The sequence below is a fragment of the Mycobacterium sp. 20KCMC460 genome (genome assembly GCF_022179425.1).
GTDB classification, from domain to species: Bacteria; Actinomycetota; Actinomycetes; order Mycobacteriales; family Mycobacteriaceae; genus Mycobacterium; species Mycobacterium kiyosense.
Genome location: NZ_AP025524.1, coordinates 4482120 through 4501743, shown reverse-complemented (window position 1 = coordinate 4501743; position 19624 = coordinate 4482120). Strand labels below are relative to the sequence as shown.

Genomic DNA, 19624 nt, shown 5'->3' with positions numbered 1-19624 from the left:
GTTCGCCGGATGGATACATACTGAATTGCTTACTGTAGCGGGTGCGGACGGTGGCCAAGCACTGCCCGGAGGCGGGCAGACGTTGACCCTACCGAATCGCTTACTGTAGCTTTTCCGTCATGGTGGGTGGAGGTCCAGTGCCGGGCCTCAAAATCGACGGAGGCATCCCGAACAGGCTCGACCAGGCTGCCGAGGCGGCCGGCAGCTTGGAACGATTGGGCTTGGACGGCGGCTGGACCGCCGAAACCAGTCATGATCCTTTTCTGCCGTTGTTGCTGGCGGCCGAACACACCTCGCGCATCGAACTGGGCACCAACATCGCGGTCGCGTTCGCGCGTAATCCGATGATCGTGGCCAACCTGGGCTGGGACCTGCAGGCCTATTCCGGCGGCCGGTTCATCCTCGGTCTGGGCACCCAGATTGCGCCCCACATCGAGAAACGGTTCAGCATGCCGTGGAGTCACCCGGCCCGGCGCATGCGTGAATTCGTCGCGGCGCTGCACGCGATCTGGGCGAATTGGAAAGACGGCGAGCGGCTGCGGTTCGAGGGCGAGTTCTACACCCACAAGATCATGACACCGATGTTCACTCCGGAGCCGATGCCGTACCCGGCTCCAAAGGTGTTCCTGGCCGCCGTCGGTGCGGCGATGACCCAGATGTGCGGCGAAGTCGCCGACGGCCACCTCGGTCACCCCATGGTCTCCCAGCGCTATCTCACCGAGGTGACGTTGCCGTTGTTGCAGCAAGGCCTGCAACGGTCGGGCCGGGACCGCTCGGAGTTCGAGGTCGCCGCGGAGGTGATGGTGGCCACCGGCAGCACCGAAGAGGAGCTGGCGACCTCGATCGCGGCTGCCCGCAAGCAGATCGCGTTCTACGGGTCCACGCCCGCCTACCGCCGGGTGCTCGACCTGCACGGCTGGGGCGACCTGCACACCGAGCTGCACCGGCTGTCCAAGGAAGGCCAGTGGGAGGCGATGGCCTCGCTGGTCGACGACGAGATCCTGCACGCCTTCGTAGTGGTCGGTCCGGTGCACGAGGTCGCCGCAGCGCTGCGCAGCCGCTGCGAAGGTCTCGCCGACCGGGTATGGCCGATCTTCTACGCCGCCTCGCAAGACTGTATCGACCAGGCACTGAAGGAGTTTCGACGATGAGCACCCCGGTGATGGACGAGGCCGCCAAGCTGCTCGCCGACCCGCAGACTTACGCCGACGAGGCCCGACTGCATGCGACGCTGACCCACCTGCGCGCCAACGCTCCGGTGTCCTGGGTGGACGTGGAGAATTACCGGCCGTTCTGGGCGATCACCAAACACACCGACATCATGGACATCGAGCGGGACAACACCCTGTTCACCAACTGGCCGCGACCCGTGCTGACCACCGCCGCCGGCGACGAGCAGCAGGCCGCGATCGGCGTCAAGACGCTGATCCACCTCGACGACCCGCAGCACCGGGTGGTACGCGCGATCGGCTCGGACTGGTTCCGGCCCAAGGCGATGCGCGCGCTGAAGCAACGCGTCGACGAGCTGGCCAAAATCTACGTCGACAAGATGATGCAGGTGGGTCCGGAGTGCGACTTCGTGCAGGAGGTTGCGGTCAATTACCCGCTGTACGTGATCATGTCGCTGCTGGGTATCCCGGAGGCCGACTTTCCGCGAATGCTCAAGCTGACCCAGGAGCTGTTCGGCAGCGACGACAACGAATTCAAACGCGGCAGCACGATCGAGGACCAGTTGCCGGTGCTGCTGGACATGTTCGGCTACTTCAACGAAGTGACCGCCGCGCGCCGCGAGCAGCCGACCGAAGACCTCGCCTCGGCGATCGCCAACGCCCGCATCGACGGCGAACCGTTGTCCGACATCGAGACGGTGTCTTACTACCTGATCGTGGCGACCGCCGGCCACGACACCACCAGCGCCACCATCTCCGGTGGCTTGCACGCGCTGGCCGAGAATCCGGACCAGTTGCAGCGACTGCGTGCCGATCTGGGCCTGATGCCCAAGGCGACCGAGGAGATGATCCGCTGGGTCACCCCCGTCAAACAGTTCATGCGCACTGCAGCCCAGGACACCGTGGTACGCGGAATCCCGATTGCGGCAGGCGAATCCGTGCTGTTGTCCTACGTATCGGGCAACCGGGACGAAGAGGTGTTCGACGACCCGTTCCGTTTCGACGTCGGCAGGGAGCCGAACAAGCACGTGGCCTTCGGCTACGGGGTGCACTTCTGCATGGGGGCGGCACTGGCCCGCATGGAGGTCAGCAGCTTCTTCACCGAGTTATTGCCCAGGCTGAAATCCATTGAGCTGGCCGGTGATCCAGAGTATATGGCGACCACGTTCGTCGGCGGCCTCAAACACCTGCCGGTGCGCTACTCGTTGGGATGAACCCCCTTGGGCACCCGAGCGCTCGGCGCGTGTGGCGCAGGCCATAGACTCCCACCCGGAGGACAGCAGCCACATGAGCCCTAGGACGATCATCATCACCGGTGCCAGCGACGGTATCGGAGCGGCGGCCGCACGACGGTTACGCCGCAGCGGCGCCAACGTCGTCGTGATCGGCCGGTCGCAAACCAAGACCGAAGCGGTCGCCGCGGAATTGGACGCCGACCATTTCGTCGTCGACTTCGCCGACCTGGCGCAGGTTCGCGCGCTGTCGGAGAAGTTGCGAACGCAGTATCCGCGCATCGACGTCCTGGTCAACAATGCCGGCGGCATGGGCACGAAGATCCATTTCACGCCTGACGGCTACGAGCACACCTACCAGGTCAACTACCTCTCGCCGTTCCTGCTGACCACGCAGCTGATGGAAGTGCTCGTCGAATCCCGGGCCAGCGTGGTCAACACCACCAGTTCGTCGCATCTGCTGATACTGCGGGCTACCGTGGCGGACCTGGAGAACACCGGACGGCGCCGGCCCAGCACCGCCTATGCGTTGTCCAAGCTGGCTATCGTGTTGTTCACCAAGGAATTACATCGGCGCTACCACGGCTGCGGCCTCAACGTCGCGACGGTCCACCCGGGTTACGTCAACTCCAACTTCGGCCCGGCGTCGGGATCCAAGGTGCTCGCGTTCTCGAAGCGATACCTGCCGACCGAGCGATACACCGCCACACCGGAACAGGGTGCCGAGCAGCTGATCTGGTTGGCGTCGAGTCGTCCCGGGCTGGATTGGGTTCCGGGGCAATACTATTCGCGGCACAAGATCGCCCGGGTGAACCGCTTGGCGAAGGATCCCCGGCTGGCCGCCGAGCTGTGGGAGAGCACGCTGGCCAAGGTCGCGGTCTGAGCATGCCGGGTGTTCCTCAAAGCGCGCTGCGCAACGTCGGACCTCAGCTGCGGTTCTGGCGTGACGGGCGCGGGCCGACCGAGCTGTTCGACCATACGTGCACCGGTGACCGCCCGGAGTTGTCCGGCGCCGAGACGGATTGGTCGAGATCGGTAGCTCTGGGAGATTCGCAAATACCCGACGGGGGGATCGTGGAATTGGTGCGCGACAAGACCGTGACGATGGCGGTCGTCACCGCCCCCGGTGGTGTGCCGGTACAGCTGATCGGGCCTGCGATATGAGCGCCTCCGTCGCGCTGGTGACCGGCGGCGGCTCGGGCATCGGCTGGGCGGCGGCATCGATGCTGCGCGAGGCCGGCCACGACGTCGTGGTGTGGGATATCGCCGGCGGCGATATCGACTGCGATGTCAGCGATCTCGACGCGGTGTCGGCGGCGATGGAACAGACCATCCGCGAGCACGGGGTACCCACGCGAGTGGTGACATCGGCCGGCATCGGGTCGTCGGGCCTGCTGCTGCAATTGCCACCCGCGGAGTGGCAGCGAGTGCTGTCGGTCAACCTCACCGGCACCTGGTACACGATCCGGGCCGCCGCCCAGGCCATGATCGACGCCGAATTGGACGGCTCGATCGTCGTAGTCTCCAGCATCAGCGGCACCCTCGCCGACCGGGACATGGGTGCCTACTGCGTGTCGAAGGCCGGCCTGGACATGCTGGTGAAGGTCGCCGCGGTGGAGTGGGGCAGCCATGGCATCCGGGTCAATGCCGTCGGGCCCGGCGTCACCCGCACCCCGATGCTGCCTGATGCCGAGAAGTGGCCCGCCTGGGTGGAAGGCATGTCCAAGCGGACGGCGCTGCGTCGGTTGGGGGAGCCCGGCGACATCGCCGAGGCGATTGTCGGTGTTCTCGAAATGTCTTGGGTGACAGGCCAAGTGCTGCATGCCGACGGCGGGCTGTCGCTGCACAGCCCGATCGACGCCTACGGCCAGGTCGAGAAGCTGATGCGGCTGAAAAGGCTAAAGGAGCTACACGCCGCGAAGCAAAAAGCCAACGAGGCCTAACACGTCGACTGTGAAGTCGACGACGCTCCACCGGCGTGTCGCGTCGTGCGCTTTACATTCGGCGGTGGAGGCGCAGGCCTGAGGCCAGCCCGTAATCGAGGACGCCACGGACTTGTCATGCGACCGGGCTGAAGGTGACGGGAAGCTTGTTGGGGGAGCGGAACACGAGTCCGACGATCTTGGACTCCACCCCGGTGCCGTCGTCTTCGACGAGCTTGAGGTCCTTGACGCGGTCGAAGAGGCTGTTGAGCATCACCCTCGTCTCCAGCCGGGCCAGGTGCATGCCCAGGCACATGTGGATGCCGCCGGCGAAGGCGATATGGGGCTGGCGGGGGCGGCGGATATCGAAGGTGTTCGGATCTGTCCAGCGGGTTTCGTCGCGATTCGCCGAGCCCATGCACATGTCGATCTGCGCGTCCGCGGGAATTGTCTTGCCGCCGAATTCGATCTCGCGGGTGGTAGTCCGCATGACCATCGTGAGCGGAGTCTCGTAACGCAGACCCTCCTCCATCGCCAGCGGGATCAACGACCGGTCCTGCCGCACCATTTCCAGTTGCTCGGGGTGGGTCAGCAGCGAGTGCAGCAAGTTGCCCGACGAACGGTAGGTGGTCTCCAAGCCGGCCGGCAACAGCAGGCGCAGGAACGCGATGATCGCCTCGTCGTCGAGTTTTTCGCCGTCGATCTCCGCGGCGACCAGGTCGCCGATGATGTCGTCGGTCGGCTTGCGGCGACGCTGTTCGACCTGGTTGAGGAAGTAGCCGTGCAACTCGGCCGCCGCCGTTAGGCCTGCCATGATGTCGGTCGGGATGGAGATGAGGTCCAGCGACAGCCGGCGGAACATGTCGAGATCTTCGGGCGGCAACCCCAGCAGCGCGGAAATTATCCGGGTGGGAAATTCGAAGGTCACCGCCTTGACCAGGTCCGCCTCGCCCTGGTCTTTGATCTCGTCGACCAGCTGATCGCACACCGGCCCGATCACCGACGGTTCCCAGCGCTCCAGCGCGGTGGCCCGAAAAGCCTTGGCCACCAGATTGCGGTGGTCGTGGTGTTCTTTGCCGCCCATCGCCAGGATGGTGTGGCCCATCACCAGCCCGATGGTCTCGTCGTACTTGGCCGAGGTGAACGTCTGGTCGTCCCGGAAAGCCGTGAATACATCGTCGTAGCCGAACAAGGTCCACTCGTCGCTCGGCTTGAGTTCGTCGGGCATCTGGTCCTGGTCCGAAAGACCGCCATGCCACACCGGGTCGGTGTGCCGCATGTGCTCGAAGAACGGATACGGGCTGGTTTCACCGGTGAAGTCGAGGACCGGGGCGTCCTCCTGGTCGGTGCTGAGCGTCATCAGCGCTCCTCTCTGAGCAACCGAGTGAGCCCGAGGGCGCGGGCTTGGAAAGCGGAATATCGCTATCATAATATAAATAGCAACGAAGCCCAACGGCCGGTCCGGGTGGCCCCGGTGCCTGGGTCTGCGGGACGGCACTAACGAACCCGACCCCACCCCAGCCCGACGGCTTGCGCCGGGTACGTGATGCCTCGATGCCGTTGGCGCAATGCGAAATTCGACATCTCCACCGGCCGCAACCTGGTCGATAGCTCTCGGACGGTTGGGATTTCGGCAGTCGGCCCCGGCGCGGCGCGCACTGGCACCGACCACTCGTGCAGTTGCTAGCCGTTCGCGCCCGACGCACCCTGCTGGCCAGGCGCCCCGGCCGCCCCGAAACGTGTCCCGCCGGTCCCATTTCCGCCCCCGGGCCCGCCGGCCCCGCCGGCGGCTCCCGCACCACCGTCGCCGCCGGCGCCACCGTTACCGCCGTCGCCACCGTCGCCGATCGTCGCGGCCGACCCACCGGTCCCGCCGGCTCCACCGACGCCGCCGACGTTGTTGGTGTTGCCGATTCCCCCGGCCCCGCCTACACCACCGGCGCCGCCGTTGCCGATTCCTCTGGCCGCTCCGCCGTGACCGCCCATCCCACCATCACCGCCGCCGCTACCGAACTGAAACTCGTTTCCCGCTCCGCCGGCGCCACCGGCGCCGCCGGCCCCACCGTCACCGATCCACAAACCGCCGGCCCCGCCGGACCCGCCGTCGCCGCCGTCGCCACCGGGGCCGCCGAAGCTGTTCGTGCCGCCCCCGGCCCCGCCGGCGCCACCCCTTCCGCCGCTCCCGAGCAGGCCCGCATCGCCGCCGCGGCCGCCGTTGCCTGCGTCACCGATAGGGGTAGAACCACCGGCGGACCCGCCGGCGCCGCCCGCCCCACCGTTGCCGACGAACGAGCCTCCGCGACCGCCGGCGCCCCCGTTGCCGGAGATCGAATTGCCGGCCCCGCCGGCACCACCGGCGCCGCCGTCACCGAACATCCTCGCCGCGCCGCCGGCACCGCCATTGCCCGCGGCGTGGCTGCCGTCGCCGCCTGCCCCGCCGGCACCACCGGCACCGCCGTTGCCGAAGAACCCGCCGGTGCCGCCGGCGCCGCCGTTGCCGTAGCCCAACCCGCCCTGCCCGCCGGCCCCGCCGGCGCCCCACAGCCCGGCCGCACCGCCGTTCCCGCCGTTCGAGCCGGTGTCGACGTACGTGGAGTTGCCCGCGCCGGCGCCTCCGGCACCGCCGTTGCCGATCCCGGCGACGGTGCCGCCGTTGCCGCCGACGCCGCCGACACCGTTGACGCCGCCGCCGCCCTCATCGCCGATTCCAGCTTGCCCACCGGCCCCGCCGGCACCACCATTGCCCAGCAGGCCGGCGGCGCCACCGTTACCGCCCGCGCCACCCTGCCCGCCGTTGCCGGTTTGGGGGCCGTTGTGGGAGTTCCCGCCCGCGCCACCTTGCCCGCCGGCTCCGCCGCTGCCGGCGAGCAGCCCTCCGGCCCCGCCGACACCACCGCTACCGCCGTTGCCGCCGGTCGGGGCGCCGCTGTTGGAGTTGTTGGCCGCCCCGGCCCCGCCGGCCCCGCCGATTCCGCCGCCGCCCCACAATCCGGCAGCGCCGCCAGCGCCGCCATTACCGCCCGAAGCCCCCACCGCCGTGGCGGCCCCGCCGGCGCCGCCCTGTCCACCTCCGCCATCGAGCCACCCGCCGTGACCGCCGGCGCCGCCCGCAGCTCCCGCACCGCCCGCGCCGCCGTTGCCGCCGAACCCGATCAGTCCCGCCGCGCCGCCGTTGCCGCCGGCCACACCGCCGTTAGCCGCTTCGGAATAGCCGTTGCCGCCGTTGCCGTACAGAATCCCGGCGGCGCCGCCGTTGGGATTCGCGGCCGAGCCAGCGGCTCCGTTTCCGATCAGCGGGCGTCCCAGCAACATTTCGGTACGCGTATTGACAGCGCCCAGAATGGTTTGCTGCGCGTTGGCGAATTCGGTACCGAGATATTGTGCCGCGCTCCCATTCAGCAACGTGACAAATTGCTGGTGGAAAGAAGCAGCCTCCCCGCTGAGGGCTTGATACGCCTGACCATGGGCGCCAAACACGGCGGCGATGGCCGCAGAAACCTCGTCGGCCGCTGCGGCCGGGACGCTGGTAGTAGGGAGATTTACCGCCGAGTTGGCTGATTCGATCGCCGAACCGAGTTTTGCTAAGTCCGTCGCCTCCGCCGCCATATGCTCAGGTGCCGCAAATGCAAAAGACATAATTTTCTCCGAACGGGTACACATGAACCACCGATATTTGACATTTATATAGTAGGGCAGCGGCAATCGTCTGATGTCATGACTTTCTGGTCGGACTGGACGCTCACGGCAACGCGATCGCACCGTATGGTCAGCCGGCGACCGTCGAGGCGTTGTCCGGCGAGCGCGCGACTGGCGGGATGCCCTCGATTGAGGCGCTGATCAGCGCAGGTCTACCTTGGAGAGGGTTTTCGGCTCCCGGGGCCGGGCCATCGAAACGGAAGACAAGAGGGCATGACGCAAACGAATGTCACACGGCCGCAAGGCCTCAGCCGTATCGACCCGGCTTTGCGGGCCACCGCCGAAGCGCTGGGTGTAGTCGAATTCAGCACCGAGAGCCTGCCCGACGAACGGGAGCGGGCCGACCGCGCCGCCGCCGAGCGGGCCGCGGCCGCCGACACCACCGGCGTCAGCGTCGAAACACGCACGATTGCGGGTCCGGATGGCGGTCAACTGGCCATCCGGTTGTACCGGGGCGCCGGCGCCGCCGCGCTGCCACTGGTGATCTACGCCCACGGCGGCGCTTTCGTGACCGGAAACCTGGACACCGATCACGCGCACTGCGTCGAGCTGGCTCGGGACTCGGGCACCCTGGTGGTCTCCGTCGGCTACCGGCTGGCACCCGAGCACCCCGCCCCGGCGGCCCTGGACGACGTCGAGGCCGCGCTGTACTACGCCGTCGAGCACGCCGCCGAACTCGATGCCGACGCCAGTCGCATCGCCGTGATGGGCCGCGACGCGGGCGCCGCACTGGTGGCCGGCCTGGCTCAGCGGACCTTCGACGACGAAGGCCCCAAGATTCTGGTGCAGATCCTGCATCAGCCGATGCTGGACTCCGATGCCACGCCGTCGCGGCGGGAGTTCCAGCGCACCCCGGGTCTCAACGGTCAGGCGGTCAGCCGGGCCTGGGGCCACTACCTGGGCCACGCCACTGCCAACGGCCAGCACGTGCCCGCGCATCGGGCCAACTTGGAGGGGTTGCCGCCGACCTTCGTCAGCTGCGCCGACGTCGATCCCTGCCGCGACGAGGCCATCGACTACGCGAACCGGCTGCTGCACGCCTACGTGCCGACCGGGCTGCACGTCATCGCGGCGACATTCAACGGCTTCGACTCGGTGGTGCCGGATTGGGTTGTGTCCCAAGAGAACCGGGCACTGCATGCGCAGTCGTTGCGACGCGCGTTCGCGGTGTAGCGCGAGCTGCGCTCAGACCGGGGTGAACTTGGTGATCAGCCACTTCCCGTCGAGCAGCGCCAGGTTCACCAGCACGCTGCTGGCGGTCATCGACGGCTCCGGGCTCTCCTTACTGCTGGTGTTCTGATCGACGAAGACCAGCACGACCGCCGACGTGGGGTGCAATTCCTGCACCGCGGCACGGACTACGCGGGCGGTGGTCTTCAGCGACTTCTGCTTTGCCGCCGGACCGATGATCTGCTGGGTGAACTGGTCGTAGTACGACAGGAAATCGCCGGACAGATGCGACCTCGCGCTGGCGAAATCCTTGTCGAGGCTGTCCGGTGAGTAGGACAGCAACGCCACCGTTCCGTCGGTGGCCGCGTTGATCGCTGCCCGCGCGACGCGCTGGCTGGTCTGCTCGTCGGGGCGGTAATACAAGAAGTAGAGCCAGGTCGCGATGCCGCCGGAGATCAGCACCAGCAGGGTCAGGATCACGGCAACGGGTTTGACGGTGATCTGGCGTTGCCAGAGTCCGCGCCAGTTCCGCTTCGGTTTGGCAGCGGCGGCGGAGTCGTCGACGTCCGTCGAGTCGGCGGCTACGCCCTCGGCGTCGTCAGCCACCAGGCCGTCCGCTGTCACGCCGTGCTCCACCAGTCCGTCCGCGAAGTCGCCGTCCAGTGACCAGGCGGCATCGTCCGCCTCGGCCGCCTCGGCGAATTGGGCATCGGCGTGCGCATCAGCATCGGCGTGCGCATCAACGTCGGCGTCCGCATCAGCGTCGGCGTGCGCATCAGCATCGGCGTGCGGGTCAGGTGTGTCGCTCGTCGGCGTCTGGATCACTGCCGTCTCGGTGTCGCCGTCCGCGGCGGCCTGTGCACCGGAGCCTTTATTGGTCAGGTTGATCCCGTCCACGTCGTCGGTCACGGCACGAACTCGACTTTCGACATCTTGTACTGTCCGTCCTCCTCGGTCACGGTCACCCGCAGCCGCCACGTGCGAGGCTCGTTCTTTGCGCCCGCGGAATTGGTGACACGGGAGGTGGCCGAGATCAACACGTGAGCGGTGTTCCCGTCGATCGACTCGATGGCTGCCGCGTTCACCGTGCCCTCGGTCACCACCTTGGACTGCTCTACCACCTTGGTGAAATCGGTTGCGCGCTGCTGGAAGTCGTCGCGGAACTCGCCGGTGGAGCTGTCGATCACACGCTGCACGTCTTGCTTGGCCCGGTTGAAGTCCAGCGAGGTCATGTTGACCACGCCCTGCTTCGCGCCGGCGAGGAACGCCTCTTCGCGATGGTGTTTGTCGGTGGCCTGGTGGTGCCACCAGACGAAAAGGATGCTGAAAACCGTGAACACGACGGTCAGAAGCACCGCTGCGACAGCGGCGACAGTGGACAGCTTCGGCAATCGAATCGCGTTGCGCAACCGCTGCCGTCGCGACAGTGTGACCGCCGGAGCTGCTTCGGAAGCCGACTCGGACTCGCTGTAATTCTGCGACTCGTCGTAATCCTCGGACTCGTACTCGCCGGCTGCTTCGTACTCGTCCGAGTCGTCCTCGTACTCGTATTCGTACTCGTCCTCTTCTTCGCCGTCGTCTTCGTACTCGTCGTACTCGTCGTACTCGTCGTACTCGTCGTCGTCATCGCGATCGGCGGCGGCGAGCGCCTCGCGCTTCAACCGGGCCGCGCGGGCCTTGGCGCGTGCCGCGGCGGCCAGCGCTTCGGCCTCGGCTGCCTCGGCTTCGGCCTCCGCGGCAAGCGCCAGCACGTCGGCTTTCGATGGCACGGCATCGTCGGTCGTGTCAGCCATTACAGCCACCGCTCGTCATTATCGACTGAACTCCGGTATCTCTTACGGTATCGCCCATTGCTAACATCGGAGTCGCCAGCGAACCCCGACGAGGACCGATCAGGCGGATGACCAGCCACCCGAATTTTTCCCCCGAGCCCCGGCGCGCCAGCGCGGGAAAACCGAGAAAAGTCCGGCTGTCGTCATGACCGCTGTCGACTCTCCCGAAAAGATACTCTTCAGCTCCACCACCCAAGCGTTTCTGTCCAAAGAAGCGTCCTTGCGTCACGTCCGGGAACTGCACGCCGCGGGACAGTCGTTCGACCCCGCCTGGTGGCGGCGAGCCGCCGAACTCGGCTGGACGGCCCTGCTGGTTCCCGAGGAACTCGGCGGTGGCAGCGCTTCCGGGGATGGGCTCGCCGACCTGGCCATGGTCGCCGAATTTCTCGGCAAGACCGTGGCGCCGGGACCGCTGTACCCGGTCAGTACCGTGCTCGCCGGCTTGGTGGCCTGCGCCGAACGGGAGCGCCACAGCGAGCTGGTCGAAGCGCTGATGTCGGGCGAGACGGTGGCGTCGTGGGCGGTCTGCGAGCCGCGGCGCGGGTGGGTGCCGCTGCATCCGCAGGTCACCGTTGCCGAGACCGACGGCGGCTTCCGGATCGACGGCGTAAAGGACCGGGTGGAAGCGGCGGCGCAGAGCGCGGTTCTGTTGGTCGTCGCGCGTAGCGGGGACGAGGTTTGCCAGTACCTGGTGCCCACGGACGCACCAGGTGTCCGGATCACGCCGCAGGACTCCGTTGACCTGGTCAAGCAGTACGCCAAAGTGGAGTTCGACGGCGTGCTCATCGACGGTGACCGCGCGGTCGGGAGTGCCGCCGAGACGCCCGCGCTGATCGAGCGGCAGAGTCAGATCGCCCAGGTGCTGGTCTGCGCCGAAACCGTCGGAATCCTGCAGACCGTCTTCGACTTCACCGTCCAGTGGGCGCTGGACCGGCACTCCTTCGGCCGTCCGCTGGCGTCCTACCAGGCGCTCAAACACGCGTTCGCCGACATGAAAATGTGGCTCGAAGCCTGCCGGGCGACCACCGCCGCCGCGGTCGCCGACGTCTCGGTCGGCGCGCCCACAGCCGCACTCTCGGCCGGCATCGCCAAATCCTACGTGGGCGAACTGGCCGGCCAGATCGTCCAGCGCTGTGTGCAGATGCACGGCGGCATCGGGGTGACCTGGGAGCACGACCTGCACCTCTACCTGCGGCGAGTCACGTTGTATCGCGCGATGTTCGGCACCCCCGAGGAACACAACCTGCGGGTCTACCAGATGGAGAGCCGATGACAGGTGCCGAATCGGTCGCCGAATTCGCCGTCCGGGCCCGGGCCTGGCTGGCCGCCAACATGCCCGCCATCGACCCCGATTCGCCGCCGGCGGCGCCCCGCGACGACGAACGGTCCTGGCAACGCGCCCGGGAGCTGCAGAAGCGATTGTGGGACGGCGGGTTTGCCGGTATCTGCTTCCCCCGCGAATACGGCGGCCTGGGCCTGGATCCCGAATACCAGCGCGCATTCAACGTCGAATCCCTCGGCTACGAGATGCCGCTGATCCTCAACGTGCCCACCTTCACGATCTGCTGCGCCACCCTGCTGGACACCGGCAGCGAGGAGCAGAAGCGACAGCACATCGCCGGCGCACTGCGCGGCGACGAGATTCTGGTGCAACTGCTCTCCGAACCCAGCGGTGGATCCGACCTGGCCGGCGTCATCACCCGGGCCGAACGCCGAGGTGACCGGTGGGTGATCAACGGCGCCAAGACCTGGAGCACCAGCGCGTTCGCCGCCGACTACGGGCTCTGCCTGGCCCGCACCGACTGGGATGTACCCAAGCACGACGGGCTGACCATGTTCCTGGTGCCGATCCACCACCCCGGCATCACGCTGCGGCGCATCACCCAGGTCAACGGCGGCGCCGAGTTCTGCGAGGAATTCCTCGACGGCGTGGACGTCGGCGACGACGCCGTGGTCGGCGAGGTCAACGGCGGATGGGCGGTGGCGTCGCGGCAGCTCTACCACGAGCGGCGCGCGGTCGGTCAGGGTTCGGAATTCGCCAGCGGCTCCGGCAACGAGGGCGGCCACACCATCCCGGTGGACTACCACGATCTCGCGGCCGCGACCGGGCAGTCCGACAGCGAGCGAGTGCAGGAGATGGCCGGCCGGGCGCTGGTGCATCGCGCCGTCGCCCAGCAACTCATCAGCCACGTGTCCCACCACGTCCGCCATGGCGCTTTGCCGCCGGCCGCGGGATCACTGATCCGGCTTTTCCACGCCGAGACGGTGATGCTGGAGATGGACACCGCGCTGTCGATCGCCGGTGCGGCCGGGGTGGTCGGAGAGGTCGGCGAAGGGCTGCAGGCCGGACTGCGCTATCTGTCGCGGCAGTCGGTCGCCATCGGCGGCGGCACCACCGAGATGGCCCGCAACGTCATCGGCGAGCGGGTGCTGAACTTCCCGCGCGAATACGCCGCCGACCGCGGCGTGCCCTTCAACCAGGTGCGGCACGGCCGGTCACGCTGAGCGTCGAAGATCAGTCCTCGACCAGGATGTCCTGGGCCTCGCCGCCGCTGACCGGGATCTGAACCAGCGACAAGACGTGGTGCGCCGGGCTGCCCGGAGGCGCCACCAGCACGCAGTCGGCGCCCTGCCTGCGGGCCCGGTCGCGGGCGGCAGCCAAAGCGCTCACACCGGCGGACCCGAGATGTGTGACCGCGCTGAGGTCGATCGTCAAAGACGCTACGCCCGAACGGCTTTCGACGGCGATCTGCCGATCCAGGGTGGACGCGGTATGCGAGTCGACTTCGCCGCGCACCACGATGCGGCCGTTGTCGGCGACCAGCGACACGAACTCGCTGTCCACCGCCCGCTGGAAGGAAACGCGGCTGACCACCGAGTCGCTGACGAAGGTCGCCGGGCGGGAAAGGCGGTGGGTGAGGGTGGCCGTGGTGCCCTCGGATCCGTGTGTGACATGCGATTCGGTGACCAGGGCTTCGGCCATCGCCAGCCCGCGACCGCGGCCGCGCTCGCCTGCACGGTGGTCCTTCCAGGTGCCGCGATCGGTCACCGACGCCCGCAGCATTCCGTCGCCGCCCAGCTCCGCGCTGACGACGACACCGTCGGGAACGTCTGTGCTGTAACCATGTTCGACGGTGTTCTCCACGAATTCGGAGATCGCGTGCACCACGTCGGAGATGTCACCGGCTTCGGCGCCGATCGCGGTCAACCATTCCCGCATCGCGGCGCGCACCTTGCGGGCGGCCTGGATGGTCGCATCGGTGGTGATGTGCAGCGGTGGGATCGCGGGGCGGCGCTGAGCGGCCAGCAGCGTGACGTCGTCGTTGTAACCGGTTGAGCGCAAAAGCAATTCGAGTGTTTCCGAGCAGAGCCGGTCGATGGGCCGGGCGGGCGCATCAATCACGAAGCCGTTCGTGCCCGCGGCGATACCGGCGGCCAGATCGGCGAATTCCGCGGTGCTGGCCTGCAGCGGCCGGCCCGGGCGTTCGATCAGGCCGTCGCTGTAGAGTTATCCGGCTAATCTTGGCGCGGTTTCAGCTGTTGGGCGGTGTGTTAGTCGGCTTTTGGTTTTCGTAGGCGGCGGAGTTCTTCTTCGTGGCGGCGCACGGTGGTGGCGATGGTGTCCAGCGCGATGCGTAGGTGGGCGATCTCGGTGGTGAGTCCGGACAGGGTGTGGGCTTCCTTGCCGCGGGTGCGGTGTTCTTCGATGATTCTGCGTAGCTCGGAGTTGCGGTAGAGAGTGGCTCGGCCGAGTCCGGTGCGTGCCGCGACGTCATCGAAGGTCACTTGTTGTCCTTCGAGAATGATTGCCGCGCAAGCGTCTTCGACGTGTTGTCGGCGCTGTTGGGGTGTCATCCGGTCTGTGTCTGACTGATGTGGGCGTCGAGGCGTTCGATGAGTCGGCGGTGGCGTTCGGCTTCACCGGTCCAGCCGCGGGCTTCGGCGTCACGGGCCAGGGTTTCGGTGTCGGCGCGCTGAGCGGCCAGGACGGGCAGGTAGCCGGTATCGGTGCGGAAGTTGGGGCAGTGTTCGCAAATATTGGCGTAGGCGCACGGGCCTTGGACTTGGGCGCGGATGCAGAAGCCACCTGCCAGGCGGGCCTTGACCGCGGGCGCCTGTCTCCAGTCGCCGTCGAAGATCGGCAATTGGGTGCGCCCGTGGGGTGGCTCGGTGGGCAGGGTGCCCAGGTGGGCTTTCGCGGCGGCCAAGGCTCGCTCGTATTCGGTGCGCACGGTCGAGTCGAACAGCCGTCCGTAGCGCAGGCTCATCTCCGCCGAGAGATGGCCGAGCAAGGCCATCAGGCTCTGCAGGGATACGCCAGCGTTGACCAGTGCGGTGGCGTAGGTGTGGCGCAGCTGGTGTGGGGTGATGTGCGGCAGGCCGGCGTCGGCAGTAACGCGGGTCAGGACGTCGCGAAGGTGATCGGCGGTCAGGCGCCGACCGTGGTGGGTGAGCAGGTAGTCGGTGGGTCGAGCCGTGCGCGGGTGGGGCAACGGCCGTCCGGGTGAGCGGTGGGCGACGATGCGGTCGATCAGCGCGACGGTTTCCTCGTCTAGCGGCACCATGCGTTCGGTGTTCAGCTTGCCCAGCGGAACCTTCAGCCAGGCGCCTTGGCCGGGGATCTCGTGCACGCTGTCCAGTTCCAGGTCGACGAGCTCACCGATGCGCAAACCGGTCGCTCGTTGCAGCAGCAACGCATCAGCGGGCAGCCGCTCGGGCCAGGCCTGCAGCGCTTGAGTCAGGCGCCGGTCCAGATCGGGGGTCAGGTAGCGCGGCAACGGTCGGGGCAGCTTGGGATATCGGAGCGAAACACCAGGCGCCGCTGCGGTGCTTCGGGCCAGCCCCATTCGGCGATGTTGTTGAGCAGGCAGTGCACTGCCAGGATCCGGCCGCGGCGCTCAGATGCCTGGATCGGTGCACCGGTGCGGGTGTTGGTCGCCTCGGCAGTCGCGGTCAGGTAGGTCTCAATGTGGCGGCGGCGGTCCAGGTCGGTCAAGCTCGTTAGCGTCGGGTCGACCGAGGCCAGATGCGCGGCGAAGTGGTTGAGCCGGGTTGCGGTGCCGGTGACCGTGCTGCGGCTGTGGGTGGCGGTCAACCGATCGAGGTAGGCCACAAACGAGCCGCGCAGCGCCGGGGTGGCATCCCGCATCCGTTGCGCAAAGCTCTGCCGTAGCAGGCTGGTCGCGTTGACCGGCTGTTCGGTGAACACACCGAGGTGAAACATGACCTGCCGGGCGGTGTGGGTGGCGCTGCTGTAGTGACGACTGGCTTTCCCTAGGCCGTGGCGGGCTGCGCTTGCGGCCAGCAAGTCGTCGAAATTGTTGTCGGTCAACGTATCCAACCGTCGGCCGGTCTGGATGAGTAGCCTGCCGATCACCTGTGATGCGGCCGCGCTGCGGGTGCGTTCGGCTGAAGCCGAGTTCTTGCGCGGCGCCCAAGAACTCGGCCAGGTCCTCCGCTGAACGGCCCCGGTGGCAGATGCCGCCAGAACACGGCCAGTTTGCGGTGGATCAGGTAGTCATAGCCGGGCCGCAGATAGCGGGCCAACATCAGAAACGTGACGAACGAGCGGGTGGGATGAGAAACGGTCAACCGCACTTCGAGCGGCTCACCGGCCCACCGCTGCGGATCAGGCCAGCGCCGCAGGAACGTTCGCGCGGCCGAGCCAAGGTTCACACTGGTCAAACCGAGCCGAGCGCAGTGTTCGTCGTAGGCGGCGAGCAGGTCGACCTCAGGTGCGGGTGCGTAGGCGAGCACGGGCGGCATCGAACTCCTCACGCAGAAACGTTGGGGCCAAATGGATGTAGGCGGCAGCGGAATCGACGTGGTCGTGGCCCATCAGCGCTTGGATCACCGACAGGTCGACCCCAGCCTCGGCCAGTGCGGTGCCAAACGAATGCCGTAACGCGTGTGGATGCCCTGCAGCGACACCGGAGCGCTCGCGGTGATACCGGAACACCGTGCGCAGCCCCGCAGGGGTCAGCGGCTGTCCGCGATGGGCGCCTTTGGCGACAACGAACAGTGCATCAGCGTCAGTTTCGGGGCGTTCAGCCAGCAGATAGGTTTGGATCGCACCAGCCACGTCGGTATCAATCGGCACCGAGCGTTCCTTGCCGCCCTTACCGAGCACCCGAACCCAGCGCCGCGCAATGTCGATATCGCTGACCCGCAGCGAAAGTACTTCCGCCGAACGCAGACCCGACAACAGCATCAACCCGCCGATCGCGCGGTCACGCCAGCTACGGAAGCTGCCCAGCAGCGCCGCAGATTCCTCCCGCGACAATCCGCGTGGCAACCGGCGCGGCTCACGGACCCGCAGCTGCGACCGAGACTTCGGTTTCGCCGTGTGCGCCAATAGCCCGGAACGCTCACTGCGCGAACGCAATCGGGCCGCCCGACCGCTACCGACCGGGTTACGCGCATCCGGGTCACGCATCTCCCGAAACGCAAACAAGCTCGAAATCGCCGCCAACCGCCGATTGATCGTCGCCGGCGCATACCCCTGATTACGGCCATCACGGATCGAATACACGTTGCCACCCGGCCGACCCGGCAACGTCGCCTCCCGACATGCCGTCAAGAACCGCAGCAGCACATCAACATTCACCTCCGCCAGAACCAACTGCTCGCCACTCAGCCACCGCGCGAACGCCAACAGGTCATAGGCGTAAGCACGGCAGGTCCGAGGGGAGAAATTACGGTCAGCCAGAAACCCCAGGAATTCATTCACCAACCCGAACTTCTCCGCGGCCGTCCCGCGCAACTGCCAGACGCCATCGTCGTCCACAGCCGCAGAGAGTTCCTTCGTCATGAGATGTACATATCTCATCTCGCACCACCACGGTCTAGAACCGCAGGAAAACGGCGTGTCGCGCGAAATCGATTATCCCGATTAGCCGGTTAAGAGAGGCAGGACGGCATCGCCGACGTCGAGCATCTCGGTGCGCATCGGGAATCCGGTGCCGCCACCGAGCGGACCGCCGCCGGATGGCTCCAGGTAACGCGATTCCGCCGCGGCCGTCACCACCAGGGGCGGTGGGTGTCCGGCGGTGCAGTATTGAAACTCGCCGGTCGCAAGGTCCAGTGCGCCCACGCAAATGGTGGCCGACCTGGACCCGGGCACCTGCTCGTGGAAGCGGTCCACCGCCGCCAGCGATTCCACGATCGTGTGTCCGGCGGTGATCTGCATCCGCAGCGCGGTGCGCAGCTGCGACATCACCGCCGCTGCTTGCACGCCGTGGCCCACGACGTCGCCGACGACGAGCACCAGGCGGTCGCCCAGCGCTATGGCGTCGAACCAGTCCCCGCCGGCCGCGGTGTCCACGGCCGCGACCAGGTACTCGGCGGCGACGTCGGCCCCCGGCACGATCGGCACGGTGGCCGCCAACAACGCCTGCGGCATCACCGTCGCCGAATCCCGGACATTGCGGTAGCGCTCGGAGAGTTCCTCGACTCGTGCTTCGGCGGCTTCCCGTGCCTCGACCCGGGCGGTGACGTCGTCGAAGATCAGTTGCACGCCCTCGATCGATCCGTCGGCAGCGCGCCGCGGCGTAACCAGAAAGTCGAAGAAATGTTCCCGGTAACCCGACCCCTCGAGGTCGGCCTGAAGGCGCCACTCGGTGCCGGTCTGCGGCTCGCCGGTGTGATAAACGCGGTCGAACATGTCGAAGATCTGCTGACCCGCCAGCTCCGGATAGACCTCCCTGACGGGCTTGCCCACCACCTCGTTCGAGGGATTCAAGGCGCGAAAAGCGGCGTTGGCGGCGATAAAGCGATGCTCAGGCCCCTGTAAGCCGACCGCCATGGCTGGGATGTTCTCGAAGACCCGCCGCACGTCGTGCGCCGCGCCCACCGCTTGGTCCCAGTCCATTTCGGCCGCCATCTGACGTACCTCCCGCGGACCGAAGTAGCAAAGAATGCGCTGACGCGACAGTCCAGCAACATCAAACACATTAGCAATCCGCGGCGCCGGAACGCCTCACCAAAATTTCGTCGGCACCCCCCCGTGCGGGTCCCCGGGTTATGCCGCTGCCAAGGCGGCTTCCGTCGTCGGGTGAACGGGCAGTACGCCGCTCAGTGCGCAAGCGTGGACGATGCGACCCAGTCCCGGGTCGTCGCTGACCATGCGCAGCGTGATGCCGCGGCGACGGCAGCGCTCGGCCTCGTCGGCCAACACGGTGAACGCGCAGCAACCCATGAAGTCCAGCCCGCTGACGTCGACCACCAGGGGGCCGGGTGCGACGGCAACGGCCGCCGCCTCGCGCAGCAGGCCCTGCCAGGTGTGTTCGTTGGCGGCGTCGACCTCGCCGCCGGCCTGGACGACCACCGCGGAGCCGTTGCGCAGCGTGGTGGCCCGCAAGGTGCTCGTCGGGCCACCCAACTCCGATGCCAACCGGCTGCTGAACGGCAGCGGAATCGAGAACGACTCGGATGGTCCAATGTTCATCAGGCACCCCCATTGAGGCCGCACTGGAATATCTCCCCGATGGATATCAGCTGCGGGCCGGGACAAAACGTGGTGCCTTTTATATAGCAGAGACCAGCAGCGGATTCGGCCGTTTGTGCATATCCGACAGGTGCCTCACAGAATCTGGTGCCGTCGG

The 19624-nt window shown here is 67.2% G+C and carries 18 protein-coding genes and 2 pseudogenes; 8 read left to right on the top strand and 12 right to left on the bottom strand.

The genetic code is table 11. From position 1 onward, the window contains the following. Positions 1-119 precede the first annotated feature (119 nt). The 5 genes from MKCMC460_RS20740 to MKCMC460_RS20720 all read left to right on the top strand — a co-directional run bounded on the left by MKCMC460_RS20740 (position 120) and on the right by MKCMC460_RS20720 (position 4344). Complete coding sequence (locus tag MKCMC460_RS20740; RefSeq protein ID WP_236976763.1) at positions 120-1151, top strand: LLM class F420-dependent oxidoreductase; 1032 nt, start codon at positions 120-122, stop codon at positions 1149-1151. 11 nt (positions 1152-1162) lie between these two features. Then, positions 1163-2383 (top strand): cytochrome P450, encoded by a 1221-nt coding sequence (locus tag MKCMC460_RS20735; RefSeq protein ID WP_236984282.1) that lies wholly within the window; start codon positions 1163-1165, stop codon positions 2381-2383. A 73-nt stretch (positions 2384-2456) separates the two neighbouring features. Continuing rightward, entirely contained in the window at positions 2457-3284 is an 828-nt protein-coding gene (locus MKCMC460_RS20730) for an SDR family NAD(P)-dependent oxidoreductase (RefSeq protein WP_236976762.1), read from the top strand. A gap of 2 nt (positions 3285-3286) precedes the next feature. Next, positions 3287-3565, top strand: coding sequence for a hypothetical protein (locus MKCMC460_RS20725; RefSeq protein ID WP_236976761.1), 279 nt, complete (start codon positions 3287-3289; stop codon positions 3563-3565). Then, positions 3562-4344, top strand: a complete 783-nt coding sequence (locus MKCMC460_RS20720; RefSeq protein WP_236976760.1) for an SDR family NAD(P)-dependent oxidoreductase — start codon at positions 3562-3564, stop codon at positions 4342-4344. Before MKCMC460_RS20725 ends, MKCMC460_RS20720 begins: the two co-directional genes overlap by 4 nt. A gap of 115 nt (positions 4345-4459) precedes the next feature. Here the strand turns inward: MKCMC460_RS20720 and MKCMC460_RS20715 are convergent, their stop codons facing one another. Continuing rightward, complete coding sequence (locus tag MKCMC460_RS20715; RefSeq protein WP_236976759.1) at positions 4460-5683, bottom strand: cytochrome P450; 1224 nt, start codon at positions 5681-5683, stop codon at positions 4460-4462. A 323-nt stretch (positions 5684-6006) separates the two neighbouring features. Continuing rightward, positions 6007-7959, bottom strand: a complete 1953-nt coding sequence (locus MKCMC460_RS20710; protein WP_305071297.1) for a PE family protein — start codon at positions 7957-7959, stop codon at positions 6007-6009. Positions 7960-8232: 273 nt separating this feature from the next. On the opposite strand from MKCMC460_RS20710, the gene MKCMC460_RS20705 reads away from it, so the two are divergent. Further along, the gene (locus MKCMC460_RS20705; protein WP_238304754.1) at positions 8233-9192 is read left to right on the top strand and encodes an alpha/beta hydrolase; all 960 of its coding nucleotides are present in this window, start codon (positions 8233-8235) and stop codon (positions 9190-9192) included. Positions 9193-9204: 12 nt separating this feature from the next. Here the strand turns inward: MKCMC460_RS20705 and MKCMC460_RS20700 are convergent, their stop codons facing one another. Together MKCMC460_RS20700 and MKCMC460_RS20695 are read right to left on the bottom strand one after the other, a co-directional pair. Continuing rightward, positions 9205-9813, bottom strand: a complete 609-nt coding sequence (locus MKCMC460_RS20700; protein WP_370653195.1) for a hypothetical protein — start codon at positions 9811-9813, stop codon at positions 9205-9207. Between the two features lie 281 nt (positions 9814-10094). After that, complete coding sequence (locus tag MKCMC460_RS20695) at positions 10095-10982, bottom strand: hypothetical protein (RefSeq protein WP_236976756.1); 888 nt, start codon at positions 10980-10982, stop codon at positions 10095-10097. Positions 10983-11166: 184 nt separating this feature from the next. On the opposite strand from MKCMC460_RS20695, the gene MKCMC460_RS20690 reads away from it, so the two are divergent. Together MKCMC460_RS20690 and MKCMC460_RS20685 are read left to right on the top strand one after the other, a co-directional pair. Then, a complete protein-coding gene (locus MKCMC460_RS20690; protein WP_236976755.1) occupies positions 11167-12294 on the top strand; it encodes an acyl-CoA dehydrogenase family protein in 1128 nt (375 codons plus the stop codon). Next, on the top strand, positions 12291-13526 hold the full coding sequence (locus MKCMC460_RS20685; RefSeq protein WP_236976754.1) for an acyl-CoA dehydrogenase family protein: 1236 nt from the start codon (positions 12291-12293) through the stop codon (positions 13524-13526). The genes MKCMC460_RS20690 and MKCMC460_RS20685 overlap by 4 nt, the downstream gene beginning before the upstream one ends. 10 nt (positions 13527-13536) lie before the next feature. Here MKCMC460_RS20685 and MKCMC460_RS20680 read toward each other — a convergent pair. The 8 genes and pseudogenes from MKCMC460_RS20680 to MKCMC460_RS20645 form a co-directional block, all read right to left on the bottom strand. After that, positions 13537-14526 (bottom strand): annotated as a pseudogene (locus MKCMC460_RS20680) (ATP-binding protein); the annotation flags it as partial. Positions 14527-14573: 47 nt separating this feature from the next. Continuing rightward, on the bottom strand, positions 14574-14876 hold the full coding sequence (locus MKCMC460_RS20675; protein WP_255735245.1) for a DUF6262 family protein: 303 nt from the start codon (positions 14874-14876) through the stop codon (positions 14574-14576). After that, the gene (locus tag MKCMC460_RS20670) at positions 14873-15799 is read right to left on the bottom strand and encodes a tyrosine-type recombinase/integrase (protein WP_238304752.1); all 927 of its coding nucleotides are present in this window, start codon (positions 15797-15799) and stop codon (positions 14873-14875) included. Before MKCMC460_RS20670 ends, MKCMC460_RS20675 begins: the two co-directional genes overlap by 4 nt. Next, complete coding sequence (locus tag MKCMC460_RS20665; protein ID WP_238304751.1) at positions 15784-16353, bottom strand: hypothetical protein; 570 nt, start codon at positions 16351-16353, stop codon at positions 15784-15786. The genes MKCMC460_RS20670 and MKCMC460_RS20665 overlap by 16 nt, the downstream gene beginning before the upstream one ends. A 41-nt stretch (positions 16354-16394) precedes the next feature. Continuing rightward, a complete protein-coding gene (locus MKCMC460_RS20660; RefSeq protein ID WP_238304750.1) occupies positions 16395-16787 on the bottom strand; it encodes a hypothetical protein in 393 nt (130 codons plus the stop codon). Then, a complete protein-coding gene (locus MKCMC460_RS20655) occupies positions 16753-17832 on the bottom strand; it encodes a tyrosine-type recombinase/integrase (RefSeq protein ID WP_236981470.1) in 1080 nt (359 codons plus the stop codon). The genes MKCMC460_RS20660 and MKCMC460_RS20655 overlap by 35 nt, the downstream gene beginning before the upstream one ends. Before the next feature lie 99 nt (positions 17833-17931). Then, positions 17932-18903, bottom strand: a pseudogene (locus MKCMC460_RS20650) (PP2C family protein-serine/threonine phosphatase); the annotation flags it as partial. A 138-nt stretch (positions 18904-19041) separates the two neighbouring features. Further along, on the bottom strand, positions 19042-19467 hold the full coding sequence (locus tag MKCMC460_RS20645; protein ID WP_236976752.1) for an anti-sigma factor antagonist: 426 nt from the start codon (positions 19465-19467) through the stop codon (positions 19042-19044). Positions 19468-19624 lie beyond the last annotated feature (157 nt).

What these genes read in the sequence shown, in the direction of transcription:
- MKCMC460_RS20740 (WP_236976763.1), top strand. Translation starts at nt 120, where the DNA reads ATGGTGGGTGGAGGTCCAGTGCCGGGCCTCAAAATCGACGGAGGCATC.
- MKCMC460_RS20735 (WP_236984282.1), top strand. Translation starts at nt 1,163, where the DNA reads ATGGACGAGGCCGCCAAGCTGCTCGCCGACCCGCAGACTTACGCCGAC.
- MKCMC460_RS20730 (WP_236976762.1), top strand. Translation starts at nt 2,457, where the DNA reads ATGAGCCCTAGGACGATCATCATCACCGGTGCCAGCGACGGTATCGGA.
- MKCMC460_RS20725 (WP_236976761.1), top strand. Translation starts at nt 3,287, where the DNA reads ATGCCGGGTGTTCCTCAAAGCGCGCTGCGCAACGTCGGACCTCAGCTG.
- MKCMC460_RS20720 (WP_236976760.1), top strand. Translation starts at nt 3,562, where the DNA reads ATGAGCGCCTCCGTCGCGCTGGTGACCGGCGGCGGCTCGGGCATCGGC.
- MKCMC460_RS20715 (WP_236976759.1), bottom strand. Translation starts at nt 5,683, where the DNA reads ATGACGCTCAGCACCGACCAGGAGGACGCCCCGGTCCTCGACTTCACC.
- MKCMC460_RS20710 (WP_305071297.1), bottom strand. Translation starts at nt 7,959, where the DNA reads ATGTCTTTTGCATTTGCGGCACCTGAGCATATGGCGGCGGAGGCGACG.
- MKCMC460_RS20705 (WP_238304754.1), top strand. Translation starts at nt 8,233, where the DNA reads ATGACGCAAACGAATGTCACACGGCCGCAAGGCCTCAGCCGTATCGAC.
- MKCMC460_RS20695 (WP_236976756.1), bottom strand. Translation starts at nt 10,982, where the DNA reads ATGGCTGACACGACCGACGATGCCGTGCCATCGAAAGCCGACGTGCTG.
- MKCMC460_RS20690 (WP_236976755.1), top strand. Translation starts at nt 11,167, where the DNA reads ATGACCGCTGTCGACTCTCCCGAAAAGATACTCTTCAGCTCCACCACC.
- MKCMC460_RS20685 (WP_236976754.1), top strand. Translation starts at nt 12,291, where the DNA reads ATGACAGGTGCCGAATCGGTCGCCGAATTCGCCGTCCGGGCCCGGGCC.
- MKCMC460_RS20675 (WP_255735245.1), bottom strand. Translation starts at nt 14,876, where the DNA reads ATGACACCCCAACAGCGCCGACAACACGTCGAAGACGCTTGCGCGGCA.
- MKCMC460_RS20660 (WP_238304750.1), bottom strand. Translation starts at nt 16,787, where the DNA reads ATGCCGCCCGTGCTCGCCTACGCACCCGCACCTGAGGTCGACCTGCTC.
- MKCMC460_RS20655 (WP_236981470.1), bottom strand. Translation starts at nt 17,832, where the DNA reads ATGACGAAGGAACTCTCTGCGGCTGTGGACGACGATGGCGTCTGGCAG.
- MKCMC460_RS20645 (WP_236976752.1), bottom strand. Translation starts at nt 19,467, where the DNA reads ATGAACATTGGACCATCCGAGTCGTTCTCGATTCCGCTGCCGTTCAGC.